12 protein-coding genes and 1 pseudogene are annotated in these 15,616 nt (G+C 72.7%); 6 read left to right on the top strand and 7 right to left on the bottom strand.

What is annotated here, in order from left to right; translation table 11 throughout:
• Positions 1 to 8 precede the first annotated feature (8 nt).
• Positions 9 to 389: pseudogene (locus RVR_RS28430) on the bottom strand (LysR family transcriptional regulator); the annotation flags it as partial.
• Positions 390 to 485: 96 nt separating this feature from the next.
• Here RVR_RS28430 and RVR_RS28425 point away from each other — a divergent pair.
• The 3 genes from RVR_RS28425 to RVR_RS28415 all read left to right on the top strand — a co-directional run bounded on the left by RVR_RS28425 (position 486) and on the right by RVR_RS28415 (position 2,655).
• Complete coding sequence (locus RVR_RS28425) at positions 486 to 803, top strand: hypothetical protein (RefSeq protein WP_202236768.1); 318 nt, start codon at positions 486 to 488, stop codon at positions 801 to 803.
• On the top strand, positions 800 to 1,558 hold the full coding sequence (locus RVR_RS28420; protein ID WP_202236767.1) for an SDR family NAD(P)-dependent oxidoreductase: 759 nt from the start codon (positions 800 to 802) through the stop codon (positions 1,556 to 1,558). Before RVR_RS28425 ends, RVR_RS28420 begins: the two co-directional genes overlap by 4 nt.
• A 92-nt stretch (positions 1,559 to 1,650) precedes the next feature.
• Positions 1,651 to 2,655 (top strand): amidohydrolase family protein, encoded by a 1,005-nt coding sequence (locus tag RVR_RS28415; protein WP_202236766.1) that lies wholly within the window; start codon positions 1,651 to 1,653, stop codon positions 2,653 to 2,655.
• A 118-nt stretch (positions 2,656 to 2,773) separates the two neighbouring features.
• Here the strand turns inward: RVR_RS28415 and RVR_RS28410 are convergent, their stop codons facing one another.
• Entirely contained in the window at positions 2,774 to 3,097 is a 324-nt protein-coding gene (locus tag RVR_RS28410; protein ID WP_202236765.1) for a hypothetical protein, read from the bottom strand.
• 185 nt (positions 3,098 to 3,282) lie between these two features.
• Here RVR_RS28410 and RVR_RS28405 point away from each other — a divergent pair, with 185 nt between their 5' ends.
• Positions 3,283 to 3,681: an FAD-dependent monooxygenase gene (locus RVR_RS28405; RefSeq protein WP_202236764.1), complete on the top strand. Its 399-nt coding sequence runs from the start codon at positions 3,283 to 3,285 to the stop codon at positions 3,679 to 3,681.
• A 40-nt stretch (positions 3,682 to 3,721) separates the two neighbouring features.
• Here the strand turns inward: RVR_RS28405 and RVR_RS28400 are convergent, their stop codons facing one another.
• The 5 genes from RVR_RS28400 to RVR_RS28380 form a co-directional block, all read right to left on the bottom strand.
• Positions 3,722 to 5,461, bottom strand: a complete 1,740-nt coding sequence (locus tag RVR_RS28400; RefSeq protein WP_202236763.1) for a DUF4139 domain-containing protein — start codon at positions 5,459 to 5,461, stop codon at positions 3,722 to 3,724.
• Positions 5,462 to 5,465: 4 nt separating this feature from the next.
• Positions 5,466 to 7,892 (bottom strand): DUF4139 domain-containing protein, encoded by a 2,427-nt coding sequence (locus RVR_RS28395; RefSeq protein WP_202236762.1) that lies wholly within the window; start codon positions 7,890 to 7,892, stop codon positions 5,466 to 5,468.
• A gap of 84 nt (positions 7,893 to 7,976) precedes the next feature.
• A complete protein-coding gene (gene argF / locus RVR_RS28390) occupies positions 7,977 to 8,975 on the bottom strand; it encodes an ornithine carbamoyltransferase (protein WP_202236761.1) in 999 nt (332 codons plus the stop codon).
• A gap of 187 nt (positions 8,976 to 9,162) precedes the next feature.
• On the bottom strand, positions 9,163 to 10,416 hold the full coding sequence (locus tag RVR_RS28385) for an arginine deiminase (protein WP_237405013.1): 1,254 nt from the start codon (positions 10,414 to 10,416) through the stop codon (positions 9,163 to 9,165).
• Positions 10,417 to 10,501: 85 nt separating this feature from the next.
• Positions 10,502 to 12,910: a polynucleotide kinase-phosphatase gene (locus RVR_RS28380; protein ID WP_237405427.1), complete on the bottom strand. Its 2,409-nt coding sequence runs from the start codon at positions 12,908 to 12,910 to the stop codon at positions 10,502 to 10,504.
• 33 nt (positions 12,911 to 12,943) lie between these two features.
• On the opposite strand from RVR_RS28380, the gene RVR_RS28375 reads away from it, so the two are divergent.
• Positions 12,944 to 13,303, top strand: a complete 360-nt coding sequence (locus RVR_RS28375) for a hypothetical protein (RefSeq protein ID WP_202236760.1) — start codon at positions 12,944 to 12,946, stop codon at positions 13,301 to 13,303.
• A gap of 229 nt (positions 13,304 to 13,532) precedes the next feature.
• Positions 13,533 to 15,602, top strand: a complete 2,070-nt coding sequence (locus tag RVR_RS28370; RefSeq protein WP_202236759.1) for an NACHT domain-containing protein — start codon at positions 13,533 to 13,535, stop codon at positions 15,600 to 15,602.
• Positions 15,603 to 15,616 lie beyond the last annotated feature (14 nt).

Below are 15,616 nucleotides of genomic sequence, written 5' to 3'. Positions count from 1 at the left end.
GATCTCCCGATGTCCACCTGGCGGGCGTCGGGCCGCCCGGCGTAGGCGGCCAGGATGGCGGACAGCAGGTTCGCGTCGCCGCGCGGCTTGATCACCAGGCGCAGCCGGGTCTGCTGGTCGCCGGCCCGGCGGGCCTTCTCGGCGGCTGTGTCGACCGCGTTGAGCGCGCGCCGGCCCGTGGTGCAGGAGGGCTTCACCGGCGGGGGTGAGACGGACGCTTCGGCTGGATCGCTCCAGCAGTTTCACTCCGAGGCGGGCCTCCGGGCGCCGCACCGCTTTGGACAGGGCCGGCTGCGCGATGGCCAGGGCTGGACGGCCGCGTGGCCGAAGTGCAGTTCCTCGGCGACGGCGACGAAGTACTCCGGCTCGCGCGTTTCCAGATCGGGCACCCCCGCAAGCCTACGCCCTCAACCTATTCCTCCAAGGCATCGATCGAAAACGTATAGATCTTGGACGTGCCCGGGAAATGCCTGTTCACTGGAGCCATGATTCACCACACGATGATCGTTTCGTTCGACAACCCGATTCCCGCCAGTGAGCTGGATCAGTATCTGAAGGAGTTCGAGGAGCTCGTGATGGGCTCCGGTCTGGTCGAGTCGGTCGCGGCCCGGCACCACATTCGCGTCCCGGGTGACGACCATGCTCCGGTGGCGGTGGCCTCCGCGATCGTGCAGCTGCGCCTGGCCGACCTCGACGCCCTGAACGCCACCTTCACGATCCCCGGGGCACTCGACCTCATCAAGCGCTGGCAGACCCGGCACCCGTACAAGGCGATCTGGGTCAACCACGAGCCGCTGGCATGAGCGGCTACTCGGGCACAGCCGGTCTGGTGACCGGCGCCGGCAGCGGAATCGGGCGCGCCGCCGCGCTCGATTTCGCCCGGCGTGGCGCCGCGGTCGCCGTCCTGGACCTGGACGAGGACCGTGCCCGCGAGACCGTGGAGCTGATCGCCGGGGAGGGCGGCCGGGCCGAGGCCGTCGCCGTCGACATCGGCGACGAGGCGTCCGTCCGGCAGGCGGTGGCCCGGGTCATGGACGCGTTCGGCGGGCTCGACTTCGCGGTCAACAACGCCGGAGTCCCCTCGCACAACCGGGTCCTCACGGACATGACGCTCCAGGAGTGGGAGCACGTGCTGCGGGTCAACGTGATCGGCACCTGGCTGTGCATGAAGTATGAACTGCCCGCCTTGCAGCGGCGGGGCGGCGGGGCGATCGTCAACGTCGCCTCCAACGGAGGCCTGTACGCCATTCCCGCAGCGCCGGCGTACGTGGCCAGCAAGCACGGTGTGGTCGGTCTGTCCAAGGTGGCCGCCGTCGACTACGGCCCGGACAACATCCGGGTCAACGCACTGTGCCCCGCGCTGACGAAGACAGCCATGTTCGACGGCGTAGTCGCACGGGCCGGCACGCAGATGGTCGCCCAGCAGGAGGCCGTCACCCCGCTGCGCAGGCTGGCGGAGTCCGAAGAGGTCGCCGCCGCCGCGGTGTGGCTGTGCTCGCCGGAGGCCACCTACGTCACCGGCACCGCTCTGTCGGTCGACGGCGGCCGCCGAGCCTGAAAAGCCGACATGCGGCGGTGGACGGGGGCCGAACACCCGTCCACCGCCGCCTGGCATCCGGGGGCACCGGCAACGAGAAGGAGAGAGACGAGATGGCTGACCACCGTGTCATCGCCGTAGAAGAACACTTCACCACCCGCGCGTTCCTCGAACGGGCCCACGGCCTGGACTTCGCTCCCGGCGACCGCACCGAGGTCGAGCTCACCCGCGCCGTCGAAAGCCTTGAGCCCACCCGCTCTCGGCTCCTCGACCTCGACGCGCGCCTGGCCGCCATGGACGCGGCCGGACAGGACATGGCGCTGCTGAGCCTGAACCCGCCCGGTGTTCAGCCGTACGCACCGGCCGACGCGGCCGGCCTGGCCCGCGACTTCAACGACGAACTCGCCCAGATCGTCAGGGACCGGCCCAGCCGTTTCGGCGGGCTGGCCACCGTCGCGCCGCAGGCCCCCGAAGAAGCCGCGGCGGAGATCGAGCGGGCCATGGGCCCGCTCGGCCTGCACGGCATCATGATCAATTCGCACACCCGCGGCCACTACCTGGACGAGCCGCAGTTCGCCCCGCTGCTCGCCGCGGCCGAGGCCCACCACGCCCCGGTCTACCTGCACCCCCGGGTTCCGAGCATGCTCGACCAGTACTCCCCCTACGGCATGTCCGGCGCCATCTGGGGCTATGCGGCCGAAGCCTCACTGCATGCCATGCGGCTCATCCTCAGCGGCACCCTCGACCGCCACCCCGGCCTGAGCATCATCCTGGGCCACCTCGGCGAAGGCATCCCCTACTACCTCAAGCGCATCGACAACCGCCACGCCTTCGCCGCACGCACCCAGGGCGCCGCAACGACCATGCCCCGCCTGGAACTGGCCCCCAGCGACTGTTTCCGCCGCAACTTCACCATCACCACCAGCGGAATCGACGACCCCGACGCCCTCGATCTCGCCCTGCGCGCCGTCGGCGACACCAACATCATGTTCGCGATCGACACCCCGTACGAAGACACCGCGCAATCGGTCGCCTTCCTCAGAACGGCTCCCCTCACCGACACCCAACGAGCCAACATCAGCCACAACAACGCCGAGCGCGTCTTCGGCCTGACATAAGGCAGGGCAGAAAGCCCCCGAGGGACCACGACCGAATCGGTGACGGGGCACACACGGACCCGAAGCAACCGTGGATCCCGGGAGTGCTCCGGAGCCCGTTGTCCGTTCAGTCGCCAGGTCAGCCTCTGGTCTGCTTGCGGCCGGAGCCCTCGGCCGGCAGCTCGCCGGCATGGTGGTCTCCGCGGAGGACCACGAGCGCCACACAGACCGCGCAGCCGCTGACCAACAGGACCAGGACAGCCACCGGTACGGCGGACGCGGCGACCGCGCGCAGTGCCGCTGCCGCCGGTCCGAAGAACGCCCGGCAAATCGTCCCCTCTTTACCGGTATTGCGGCGCTGGCGATCGGCCCACGGGCCCGCACCGTACATCAGCCCAGCGGCGAGCCCGCCCGTTGCAGCCTGACGGATGACGATGACCATCTGCCGGTCACGATGCTTCATCTACGGTGATTCTCTGCTGACAGCTGGACCGGCTGGATTTTCTGCGGTGGGCAGACCACAGGACGATTCATGGTGGGAAGTGATGCCGGAGAAGGTCCCGTCAAAGCCTTCCTTGGTAATACCTGCGTCTTTCGTGGTGAACATCTCCTGGATCGTGCCGCTGATCCGCCCGCTGCGGCGCGCCCGTGACCCCCCGGGGGCCGGTCACGAGCAAGCAGATCGTGCCGCTGCGCGGGGTGGTGTTCAGCCCCATGAGCTACGGCGGCCTCCACCTCCTCGGGGACGCCGCGCACCTCATCTCGCCGATGAGCGCGGAGGGGATGAGCCTCGCCCTCCACGACGCCGACACCTTCGCCCGCGCGGTCGTCCGTCAGGTCGAGGAGGGCGACTCCGGCCTGCTCGACGGCTACTCCGCGACCTGCCTGGCGCACACCTGGCAGCGGCAGGCGTCCGCGGTGTGGATGACCGAGGCGATGCACGACGCCGGCGACGCGTCCTACGAAGGGGAGTTCCGCAAGCAGGTCGCGCTGCGGAACCTGGAGACCCTGCTGGAGCCGCTCACCGCTCCCCTGCCGTCCGCCTGAGCGGCGGACCGCTCCTCCCGCCCACGGCCACGGACCCCGCTCACAGGCCCGTCACGGAGCTGGACGCGGTGAGCTCGTGGACGAGGGTGAGCTCGCGGCGTTCGCCCGGCCCGAGGCTGAGGGTGTAGCGGACGATCCCCTCGTCGTCGACCTCGTCGGGCGCCGGGGAGGAGGCGTCGGTCCGCACGCGCACCTCGACCGCCGAGACCTCCGAGACCGGGACCCGTTCGCGGATCACCAGTTCCTGCGCGGCGGCGCCGTCCGGCGCGTCGAGGCGGGAGACGAAGAGCCGGACCCGACGGGTGATCACGGTGCGCTGGTTGATGGCGGTCAGCCCCGCCGTCTCGCGGCTCTCCTCGACCTGGCGGACCACCCGGAAGGTGTCCTCGCCGCCGAAGGCGAGCCGCACCTGCGCGCCGAGGCCGGTGAAGGCCAGCTCGCCCCGTCCGACGAAGCCGCTGCCCCGCACCAGGTCCACCGGGCCGGCCAGCAGGACGTGGCCGGCGGCGTTGGCGAAGCGCGCGGCCGTCACCGGCAGCGGCGACAGCTCGGGGGCACAGGTGCGCTCGGCGCGGCAGCCGGCGGTGAAGGAGGAGAGGTGCACGCGGTGCGGGCGCCCGTCGGAGGGGACGTCGACCGGGTGCGGGGCGGCCAGCGTGCGCACCGCGCCGCCGTCGTCGAGCCCCGGCACCCGGGCGGCGCCCGCCGCCCCGCCGCCGGTCGCCCCGCCGTCGGCCGTGTCGGGGCCGACCGTGCGGATCTCCTCCTCGCGGAGGTTCACCTCCACGGTGCGGCGCTCCTCGGCCGACCGCTCGCGCAGGGTGAGGACGTCCTCGGTGAGCGCGGGCGGGTTCGCGGCCAGGGTGGGCCGCGCGGTGGACAGCGACAGCGCGACGCCGTGCCAGTCCTCGCCGGTCGCCTGCCACACGAACGCGTCGGTCTCCAGCCGCACCGTGTCCTGGTCCGCGCCGAGCGTGGCCCGGTAGGCGGGCCGCCACAGCGCGCACGGCACCAGGTGCGCGACCCGCACGTCCGCCGGACCGGCGGCGGCCGCCTCCACCACGAGCTCCACGTGCGCGGTCAGCACGTGGGGTTCGTGTTCGGTGGCCGCCAACGCCGCTCGGGCCTCCCGCAGTTCCTCGTCGATGTCGTGCAACCGCCGGCGCAGCCGGTGCAGTTCGCCGATCCGGGTCTCGGCCTCCTGGTCGACGCGGTCCAGCCGGTCGGCCCAGCGCTCCGGGTCGGCGGAGCCCGCGCCCGCGCCCTGCACGATGTCGCGGTGCAGGTCGGTCCTGGCCTGGTCGACCACCGCGAGCGCGTTCTCCTGCCGCTGCTTGACCTGGCGGGCGTCGTACAGCTCGCGTTCCAGCTCGTGCACGTCGCGGCGCAACTGCGAGGCGTCCCGGCCGGGTTCGCCGGGCGGGGCGGGGGTGTAGGCGCGCACCACGCGGGCGTCCACGACGCGGGCGGCGCCGTCCGAGGGCGGGTCCTCGCCCTCGCCCGGGCGGGCCGAGACCTCCGCGCGCAGCGAGCGGTCGACGGCCAGCGGCGTGACCGGCCCGATCCGCAGCCGCTGGGCGCCGGCGGCGAGGGTGACGCCGCCGGCGCGCTCGACCTGGGCGCGGTCCTCCAGGCAGGTCACCGCGGTGATCGGCAGGTGGAGCAGGTCCTGCCGGGGGGCGGACGCCGAACTCCCCTGGGCGGAACGCGGGTTCGGGATGTCCTGGGCGGCGGGGGCGGGGCTCGGCAGGGAGGTCGAGGGGTCCGGGGCGGCAGTCATGGTGTCAGTTCCTCCGGTTTCCGCCGACGACCGACTTGCCCACCGGCAGCCGGATCTCGTACCCCCCGGTGAGGGTCGCGGTCCGCCCCGGCTCCAGCGTGACGCGCCACACCCGGGCGCCGGGAACGTACGCGTCCTCCTGGCCTTCCAGCGGCGCGCCGGGGTCGGTCCAGCCCGGTTCCGCCCGGTGCTCCTCGATCCGTACGTCCTTGTCGGTCGAGGTGGGGATGCGCTCGCGCACCTCCACGAGCGCCGGGTACGGCAGCCGGTTGGCGACCTCCACCTCCACGGTGTGGTCGAGCACCGTGGTGCCGCCGCGCAGCCCGGCGGTCGACTCGCGCATGTGCGCGCGGCGTGCGACCTGGACGCTCTCGGCCACCCCGAGGCCGACGGCCTGCCGCTGGCCGGGGGCCAGGGTGGGCAGCGCGGCGGTGCGCACGAAGTCCCCGCCGACCATGACGTCGGCGGGGCCGGCGAGCAGCGGCTGCGCGGAGGTGTTCGTGACCAGGACCGTGCCGAACACCGCGGTGTCCCGCGCCGGCACGCAGACGTACTCGAACTCGGTGCGGACCGGTACCTCGCTCACCGGCACGGTGTGCCAGCGGCCGTCCGCCTCCACGTCCACAGGCGCCGCGGTGTCGAAGCGGTAGTCGAACGAGCCGGCCGAGCGGCGGACGTCCACCGCGTGGGCGGGGCGGGCGAGGTGGGCCACGGCGGCGGCGCGGCGGCGGTACTCCGTCACGACCGCGTCGGCCTCCCCGCCGACGGCGCGGAGCGTGCCCCGACCCTCGGGCGCCTCGGGTCCGGCGAGCACCAGGCCGGCGTAGTCGAGGAGTTCGGCCGTGGGGACGGGCGGGGCCGGCGGCGTCCCCGGGGCGGAGCCGGGGGCGGCGGCCCGGCGCGGGGCGTTGCGGAGCCGGGGCTGCGCGGCCGCGGGCAGCGGGGCGACGGGCGCGGCGCTGGGCGGGGGCAGCGGGGCGGGCCCGGGGAAGGAGCCGGCGGCGTCGGGCGGGGCGCCGTAGCCGAAGCCGGCCGGCTCCGCGAGGACGCGGTCCTCGTCGAACGGGCCGAAGGACGCCGACCCGGGGGCGCCGCCGGCTCGGGAGGCGGCCGGGCGCCACGGCACGGCGCCGCCGACCACCGCACCGCCGGACGCGGGCACGGCCAGGGCCGCGGTGGCGGTGTCGTACCCCGTGAACAACTCGTCGAGTCCGGGCGGGGGTTCGCGCCAGCCGGGGGCGGACGGCTCCTGCTGGCTGCGGCCGATGCGCAGGCTGCGCAGTTCGGGCAGGTCGGCGCGGCGCAGCAGGTCGGCGGTGGACAGGCCGAGGCGTACACCGGTCCAGTCCTCGCCGGTGCGCTGGGCGACTCCGGCGCGCAGCACCAGGGTGCCGGCGCCGCTGCCGCTGTCGAGGCGCAACTGGTAGACGGGGGTCCAGGTGGCGCCGGGGACGTGGTACTCCAGCTCCAAGCGGGCTTCCACGCGGGCGTTCCCGGGCGGTGCGGCGGCGGGCGCCGCGTCGGCGTCCTCGCCACCGGGCACTTCGCGGTCCGCGGGTGGCTCGGGCGCCGTGGATCTCTCGGACGTCTCGGATCTCTCGGATCTCTCGGACGCGGCGGACGGGGCGGCTGCCGACGACGCCCCGGGGGCCGCGGCATCATCCTGCGGAGCCTCGCGCACCAGCGTCACCACCGCCTGCACCGACGGCTCCACGCGGTCGGTGGGCTCTGCGCCGGAGGTCTCCTCCAGCCGGCGCCCGAGCACGTCGGCGTCGTGTTCCGCCTGCTCCAACGCGTCCTCGGTGGACCGCAGTCGGCCGTGCAGCACGGCGAGCCGCGCGTCCACGAACCCGGCCAGCGCGAGGATGGACTCCACCGGGGCCCAGCGGGGCGGGTCGCCGCGCCGCTGCTGGGGCGGCTCGGCCCGGAAGCCGGCGACCTCCGCGATCTCGGCCGCCAGCCGGTCGCGGCGGTCCCGCAGCCGCGCGAGGCGGTCCTCGGCGTCCTCCAGGTCCAGCCGCAGGCCGGGAATCTCCTCACCGCGCCGCAGGGTGGCGGTGACGTCCACGCGCACGTCCGCCACCCGCAGGCCGGGCGGGCCGGAGAGCACGGTGCCGCGGAGCGAACCGGGGCTGAGCGTCGGCGGCAGGCCGCCGATCCGGACGCGGAGGGTACCGGTGTCCCGGGCTCCCCCGCCTCCTCCGCCCTCACCGGGTCCACGGCCACCTTCCGCGCCGTCGTCCACGGCGCCGCCGTCCACCACGCCGCCGCTTTCCGCGCCGGGTGCGGGGAGCAGAGCGGGCAGGACGACCGAGGCGCGGCGCGTGCACACCGCACCCTCGGCGTGGACCACGACCGCGGTCAGCTCCGAACCCGCCACCTGCGGCGCACCGTCCACCGCGCCGGTCGGCACGCCCTCGCCGTTCCCCATGCCTCCCCCTGCCGGCCGGACCGCTTCCGGCCAACGGGACCGGAACTCGTCCGTACCCTAGCCGAGTTCGGTCGGCCCCCGGACTCAGCCGAGCGTCGCGACGAGGACCGCCTTGATGGTGTGCATGCGGTTCTCGGCCTGGTCGAAGACGACGGACCGCTCGGACTCGAAGACCTCGTCGGAGACCTCCAGGTGGTCCAGCCCGTGCCGGGCGTGGATCTCGCGGCCCACGGCGGTGCCGAGGTCGTGGAACGCGGGCAGGCAGTGCAGGAAGGTGGCCTCGGGGTTGCCGGTGGCCCGCATCACGTCGGCGGTCACGGCGTACGGGGCGAGCAGCCGGATGCGCTCGTCCCAGACCTCCTTGGGCTCGCCCATCGACACCCACACGTCGGTGTGCACGTGGTCCACGCCGCGCACCCCCTCCTCCACGTCCTCGGTGAGGGTGATCCGCGCCCCGGTGCTCCCGGCCACCTCCCGCGCGCGGGCGATCACGTCGGCGTGCGGCCACATCGCCTCGGGCGCCGCGATCCGCACGTCCATGCCGAGCAGCGCGCCGGTGACCAGCAGCGAGTTGCCCATGTTGTAGCGGGCGTCGCCGAGGTAGGCGTAGGAGATCTCGGCCAGCGGCTTGGGGTTGTGCTCGGTCATGGTGAGCACGTCGGCGAGCATCTGGGTGGGGTGCCACTCGTCGGTGAGGCCGTTCCACACCGGGACCCCGGCGTACGCGGCCAGTTCCTCGACGGCGGACTGGCCGTGCCCGCGGTACTGGATGCCGTCGAACATCCGCCCCAGCACCCGGGCGGTGTCCCTGATCGACTCCTTGTGGCCGATCTGCGAGCCGGACGGGTCGAGGTAGGTGGTGGAGGCGCCCTGGTCGGCGGCGGCCACCTCGAAGGCGCTGCGGGTACGGGTGGACGTCTTCTCGAAGACGAGGGCGATGTTCCGGCCGCGCAGGCGCTGCTGCTCGGCACCGGACTTCTTGGCGGCCTTCAGCTCCGCGGCCAGCGCCACGAGGTGGCGGAACTCCTCCGGAGTGAAGTCCAGCTCCTTGAGGAAGTGCCGGCCCTTGAGGTCGACGGCCATGCGGAACTCCTAGCGTGCGGCGTCATCGAACAGTGGAACCCTATACGATGATCGGCATTCTTATACAGCCCCCTCGGGTGGGCCACCGGTCACACCGCGCCCACCGGCTCGGCTCGCACCGCACCGTACGGCACCGCTCGCGCCGCTCCGGCGCCTCCCGCACCGCTCAGGCACCAGCTCGCACCGCTCAGGCACCAGCTCGCACCGCGTCGCGCTCGATCGGGCAGCTCATGCAGCGCGGCCCGCCCCGCCCCCGGCCCAGCTCGCTGCCGGGGATCTCGATCACCTCGATGCCGCGCTTGCGCAGGAACGTGTTGGTGGTCGCGTTGCGCTCGTACGCCACCACGACGCCCGGCTCCACCGCGAGCACGTTGCAGCCGTCGTCCCACTGCTCGCGCTCGGCGGCGTGCACGTCCTGCGTGGCGGTGAGCACGGTGATCGTGTCCAGGCCGAGCGCGGCGGCGATCGCCCGGTGCATGTGCTCGGGCGCGTGGTCGGTGACCTTCAGCTCGCCCTCCTCCGCGCCCGGTTCGATGGTGTACGAGCGCAGCATCCCCAGGCCCGCGTACTGCGTGAAGGTGTCGCCGTCGACCATGGTCATCACGGTGTCCAGGTGCATGAACGCCCGGCCCTTCGGCATGTCCAGCGCCACGATGCTGCGGGCCGAGCCGGCCGCGAACAGCCCGCGCGCCAGCATCTCGACGGCCTGCGGGGTGGTGCGCTCGCTCATCCCGATCAGCACCGCGCCGCGGCCGATCACCAGCACGTCGCCGCCCTCGATCGTCGACGGGTAGGCGTGCTGGCCCTCGGACCAGACGTGGAAGCCGCCGCCGGCGAAGAGCGGGTGGTGCCGGTAGATCGCCTCGAAGTGCACGGTCTCGCGCTGCCGGGCCGGCCAGCGCATCGCGTTGATGCTCACGCCGTCGTAGACCCAGGCGGAGGTGTCACGGGTGAACAGGTGGTTGGGCAGCGGGCTGAGCAGGAAGTCGTCCAGGTCCATGGCGTGGAAGCGCACCGACACCGGCTCGGCGAACCGTTCCAGGAACTCGCGTTTCGTCATGCCCCCGACCAGTGCCTCGGCCAGGTCCGGGGCGGGCAGCTCGTCGAAGGACGCGCGCAGGTGCCCGGTGGCCAGCGGACCGTACTCCTTCTCGTCGAAGACCCGGTCCAGGACGAGGCGCTTCGCCGACGGCACCTCCAGTGACTCGCGCAGCAGGTCGCCGAAGAGGTGGACCTGCACGCCGCGGTCGCGCAGCACGTCGGCGAACCCGTCGTGCTCGGCGCGGGCCCGGCGCACCCACAGCAGGTCGTCGAAGAGCAGCGCGTCCTTGTTGGTGGGGGTCAGCCGCTTCAGTTCGAGGTCGGGGCGGTGCAGGATGACGCGGCGCAACCGCCCGGTCTCGGAGTCGACGTGGAAGCCCTTGTCCGCCATGGAAGCCATGGAAGAAGAGCTTCCCACGTCGGCGGCGCCTCAACACGGCACCGCGCCCGTCGTTGCGGGGCGCGGTGCCGTGGCGGGCCGGCGGTCACAGTCGGGGGTCGACCGGCTCCGACTCCAGCGCCAGCACCGCGAAGACCGCCTCGTGCACGCGCCACAGCGGCTCGCCGGCCGCGAGCCGGTCCAACGCCTCCAGGCCGAGGGCGTACTCGCGCAGCGCGAGGGACCGCTTGTGGCCGAGCGCGCGGCCGCGCAGCCGGGCGAGGTGCTCCGGGCGGGTGTACTCCGGCCCGTAGATGATCCGCAGGTACTCCCGGCCGCGGCACTTCACGCCGGGCTGCACCAGCCGGCCGGACCCGCTGCGCACCAGCGCGGCCAACGGCTTGACCACCATGCCCTCGCCGCCCGCCTCGGTCATCTCCAGCCACCAGCGCACCCCGGCGGCCACCGACTCCTCGTCACCGGTGTCGACGTGCAGCCTGCGGGTGGCCTGGAGCAGGCCGCTGGCGTCGGCCTCGACCAGCCGGTCGACCAGCGCCAACTGCCGGTCGTGCGGCATGTCCGCGAGGCTGCGGCCCTGGACGGCCAGCAGTTGGAAGGGCGCGAGCCGCACTCCGTCCAGGCCGTCGGTGCTCCAGCAGTAGCGGCGGTACGCCTCGGTGAACGCCGCCGCGTCCGCGGCCCGCCCGCCCTGCCGGGTCAGCAGCGCGGCGACGTCGGTACCGCGGCCGGCCGCGGCCTCCAGCGCCGCGAGGGCGGCGGGGAACGCGGCGCCGGACGCGGCGCCCACTGCCGCGTACTGCTTGCGCAGCAGGCCGGACGCCTTCAGCGACCAGGGAAGCAGCTCGGCGTCGAGCAGCAGCCAGCCGGTGTCCAGCTCGTCCCACAGTCCGGCGGCCGCCACGGCGGCGCGCAGCCGGGCGAGCACCTCCTCGGTGACGGCCGGGTCGTCGAAGAAGGGGCGGCCGGTGCGGGTGTGCACGGTGCCGGTGATCCCGGGTGCCGCCACCCCGAAGCGCTCCCGCGCGGTGGCCTCGTCGCGGCAGACCAGGGCGACCGCCCGCGAGCCCATGTGCTTCTCCTCGCACAGCACCCGCGCGACGCCGTCCTCGCGGTAGGAGGCGAACGCCTCGGCGGGGTGCTCCAGGTAGCCGTCCTGGGTGGACGTGGCGCACGGCGCCATCGTCGGCGGCAGGTAGCCGAGCAGGCGCGGGTCGACCGCGAACCGGCTCATCACCTCCAGCGCCGCGGCCGCGTTCTCCTCCCGGACGGCCAGCCGGCCCATCCGCGAGGTCTCCACGGTGCGGCGGCCCGCGACGTCGGCGAGGTCGAGCGGACGGCCGTCCTTCGCACCGGGCGCGGGCGCGGCCAGCGGCTTCGCCGGCTCGTACCAGACCCGCTCGGCCGGCACGTCGACGATCTCCCGCTCCGGCCAGCGCAGCGCGGTCATCCGGCCGCCGAAGACGGCGCCGGTGTCGAGGCACAGGGTGTTGTTCACCCACGACGCGGTCGGCACGGGGGTGTGGCCGTAGACCACGGCGGCACGGCCGCGGTAGTCCTCGGCCCACGGGTAGCGCACGGGCAGGCCGAACTCGTCGGTCTCGCCGGTGGTGTCGCCGTACAGGGCGTGCGAGCGGACCCGGCCGGAGGTGCGGCCGTGGTACTTCTCGGGCAGCCCGGCGTGGCAGACCACCAGCCTGCCGCCGTCCAGCACGTAGTGGCTGACCAGGCCCTCGACGAAGGTCCGCACCCGGGCGCGGAACTGCGGGTCGCGCGCGTCCTCCTTCTCGAACTGCTCGACGGTCTCGGCGAGTCCGTGGGTGTGCTGGACCTTGCGGCCCTTGAGGTAGCGGCCGAGCTTGTTCTCGTGGTTGCCCGGCACGCACAGGGCGGTGCCGCCCTCGACCATGCCCATCACGCGGCGCAGCACGCCCGGGCTGTCCGGACCGCGGTCGACCAGGTCGCCGACGAAGACGGCGGTGCGGCCCTCGGGGTGGGTGCCGTCCCGGTAGCCGAGCCTCGCCAGCAGCGTCTCCAGTTCGGCGCTGCACCCGTGCACGTCGCCGATGATGTCGAACGGGCCGGTGAGGTGGGTCAGGTCGTTGTACCGGCGCTCGGTGACGACCCGGGCCGCGTCCACCTCCTCGACGCCGCGCAGGAGGTGCACCTTGCGGAACCCCTCGCGCTCCAGTCCGCGCAGCGAGCGGCGCAGCTCGCGCTGGTGGCGCTGGATGACGTGGCGCGGCATGCCGGCGCGGTCCGGGCGGGCGGCGTTGCGGTCGGCGCACACCCGCTCCGGCACGTCCAGCACGATCGCGATCGGCAGCACGTCGTGCTCGCGGGCCAGGGCGACCAGGTGGCGGCGGGCCTCGGCCTGCACGTTCGTGGCGTTCCCTGTCAAGTTCTTCTGTTCAGCTCTGCGTGTGGTTGGAACCGGTGGCCCGCGCCGCGGCGTCCTTGCGTACCAGCGAAGTTCATCCGATGCTGCCGGGGGCAGGCGTTCGTTGGCTGTTGGGAGGGGCGAGTGGGTATGTCGCGAAGCAGGAAGATCACGGTCATAGTGGTCGCGGTCGTGCTGACGGCATCAACGCCGTTCTTCTGGCTGCTGGACAATCCGGATACCGGGCAGTTGGTTGCCGCGTCAGTCCAGGGCGCCACCGGTATTGCCGCCCTGGTTTGGGCATTGATGCAGTCCCCAACCTCCAACCAGCAACCCGGGTTTGTCGTGGCCGATACAGGGAGGGCCAAGGCGACCGGTGGAGGTCGGGCGTCAACCGGCGTGCAACGCCCGCAGGAAGCCGGGAATGTATCCATTCGGGTGGAGCGAACCGGCGACGCCACCTCGGACGGCCCCGGCAGCAGCGCAAATACAGGTATCGACTTCAGCTGACCGGGCCCCGGGAAGGCAAGGCATGCGGGAGAGGTTCTGGCCAATGGTGAGATGGTCCCGTCGCCGCCCCGCCCTAGACGGCGACCCTGGCGTCGGCCCCGAGGCCGCGGCCGCAACGCAAGGGGCGAAAGTTGCCGCCACGGAAACCGGTGATGCCACCGCCCGCGACGGCGCCACCGCGGCATCCGGCTACACCGGACCTGACCCAGGGCCCGCAGGCCCAGTACATGTGAGCCATACCGGGATCGCCACTGCCAACAACGGCGGCCTGGCCAACACCGGGTACATGTTGATCCGCAAGTTCACCCAGGTGCAACAGGCCGCCGCCCCGCGCACCCCGCTGGACGTTGCGACCGATGCACTGGCCAAGGCCGTGCGCAGTGAGTGGGAGAAGGAGGCCGGGCTGCGGCGGCTCTTAGAGCCTGCGCCCCTTCCGGCGCGATGGCAGGTGACCGAACGCAAAGTGGCAGGCCGGATCGACGGGGCGATTGCCGAGGAGGGCCGCGCCCGTTTCGCCCCGCTGCCCGGGTTGGCTGCAGTCACACGCGACGTTCTACGCCGGGGCGGCGCTCTGCCCGAATTGCACGCGGTGTACGGCGGGCTGGCCTCGGGCCGTCTGCTCCTTGTGGGCGATCCAGCGGCGGGCAAGACGTCCGCCGCGGTGCTGCTACTCCGGGAGGCGCTCAAGTACCGCGCGGAGGCGGCGTCGGACGCAAGGGCCCGTATCCCTGTACCGGTGATGCTCACGCCATTCGGCTGGGACCCCAATCAGGAGGATGTGACCGACTGGGTGGCAGGCCGGCTCTCCCGCGAGTACACCCTTTTCCGGAGCAGAGGAGGGGTCGCTCGGGCGAGGGAACTGCTGGAGCAGGGGCGGATTGCGCTGTTCCTGGACGGGCTCGATGAGGTTGGCGGGAAGCAACGCGCCGCCATGCTGAGCGCGCTGGAGGAGGCCAGCTTCCGCGTTGTGGTTGTCTCCCGGGCCAGAGCTCTCGCCGGCAGGCGGCAACGGCTGAGCGGAGCGGCAGCGCTGGAGATCCAGCCGGTGCGCGCCCAGGATGCCAGCGCCTACCTCATGAATCCCCTACCGGACCCGGCCCCGTCCGGTTGGCAAGAGCTCAATCGCAGACTCCTCGACGAACCCGGCAGCGCGATATCCGAGACGTTAACCAGTCCGCTGGCAATCGGCTTGCTCCGCGACATCTATGCCGACAGCAACGGACGGCCCGTAGACGAACTGCTGGACACCGCCCGCTTCCCCAGCACCCGATCCCTTCAAGACCACTTCCTAGCCCAGTTGGTCACGGCCGCGTACACCCCGAGACCGAGACGCCCACGCCCGCGTTACTCCCCCGAGACCGCCGAACGGACGCTGCGTTACCTCGCCACGCAGGTCACCCACGCGCAAGACGACCGAGAGCTACGCTGGTGGCACATCCCTACCTGGACGGACCGCCGTCCCAGGATGATCCTGGTGGGGGCCATCGTCGGTCTGCTGTACGGGGTGGCTGCCCTCTTCACACTGTGGCGGACGTCCGGCCCGGTATGGGCGTGCCTGGCAGCGTCCCTCTGCGCACTTCTCGGGGGATTCCTGGCCGCTCGCCGCCATATCGAGCTCAACGACCAGCAGCCGCTCCCCAGCGCCGGGTGGCGCGATATCTTCCCGCCCGGCGCCATTGCCCTGGGCACCTTCACCTGGCTCTTCTCGGGAACCGCGGGCTGGCTCGTCTTCCAACTGCCGGGAAACGACCCGATGCCTGCCTGGTTCACCTACCTCTCCACGCTTCCGCTCGGATACAGCGCGACGATGGTGAGCAGCCGCGGCTACAAACTGGTGGTCGGGACCTACCTCGGCTACGGATCAGGGCCCCAGAACAACGAACTCAGGGACCAGCTCAGCCAGCGCCCCGTGACGGAAACCCGGGCTGTCAGCCCCCGGGACGTGTGGCGGCACCACATCGGGCTGAGGCTGGTCCTCGGCCTCCTGACGGGAGTCGCAGTCGCGCTATTCAGCGGCTCATTCATCGCCTACGAGTACGACCTCAGGGACGGCGTCTTGGTCGGTGCCGTGTGTGGGCTATGGGCCTGCCTTTACGCCGGCCCGGCCGGCAATCTGGGCGTTGCCACTGCCCTCTCCGCCCTCCAGCTCTCTATCAGTGAGGGCACCCCGGTGCGTCTGATGTCCTTTCTTGAAGATGCCCGGCGCCGCAACCTTCTGCGGGCGGCGGGACCGGCCTACCAGTTCCGCCATGACTGGTTGCGGGAGAGTTTGACCAGTTCTGCGCGGTCCGAGGGGTAACTCAGGGCTGGCGT

It is taken from the genome of Streptomyces sp. SN-593, from assembly GCF_016756395.1.
Taxonomy (GTDB): domain Bacteria; phylum Actinomycetota; class Actinomycetes; order Streptomycetales; family Streptomycetaceae; genus Actinacidiphila; species Actinacidiphila reveromycinica.
Note: the sequence above shows the minus strand (reverse complement) of the source record. Positions and strands in the feature narration are given on the sequence as shown.

What these genes read in the sequence shown, in the direction of transcription:
- RVR_RS28425 (WP_202236768.1), top strand. Translation starts at nt 486, where the DNA reads ATGATTCACCACACGATGATCGTTTCGTTCGACAACCCGATTCCCGCC.
- RVR_RS28420 (WP_202236767.1), top strand. Translation starts at nt 800, where the DNA reads ATGAGCGGCTACTCGGGCACAGCCGGTCTGGTGACCGGCGCCGGCAGC.
- RVR_RS28415 (WP_202236766.1), top strand. Translation starts at nt 1,651, where the DNA reads ATGGCTGACCACCGTGTCATCGCCGTAGAAGAACACTTCACCACCCGC.
- RVR_RS28410 (WP_202236765.1), bottom strand. Translation starts at nt 3,097, where the DNA reads ATGAAGCATCGTGACCGGCAGATGGTCATCGTCATCCGTCAGGCTGCA.
- RVR_RS28400 (WP_202236763.1), bottom strand. Translation starts at nt 5,461, where the DNA reads ATGACTGCCGCCCCGGACCCCTCGACCTCCCTGCCGAGCCCCGCCCCC.
- RVR_RS28395 (WP_202236762.1), bottom strand. Translation starts at nt 7,892, where the DNA reads ATGGGGAACGGCGAGGGCGTGCCGACCGGCGCGGTGGACGGTGCGCCG.
- argF (WP_202236761.1), bottom strand. Translation starts at nt 8,975, where the DNA reads ATGGCCGTCGACCTCAAGGGCCGGCACTTCCTCAAGGAGCTGGACTTC.
- RVR_RS28385 (WP_237405013.1), bottom strand. Translation starts at nt 10,416, where the DNA reads ATGGCTTCCATGGCGGACAAGGGCTTCCACGTCGACTCCGAGACCGGG.
- RVR_RS28375 (WP_202236760.1), top strand. Translation starts at nt 12,944, where the DNA reads ATGTCGCGAAGCAGGAAGATCACGGTCATAGTGGTCGCGGTCGTGCTG.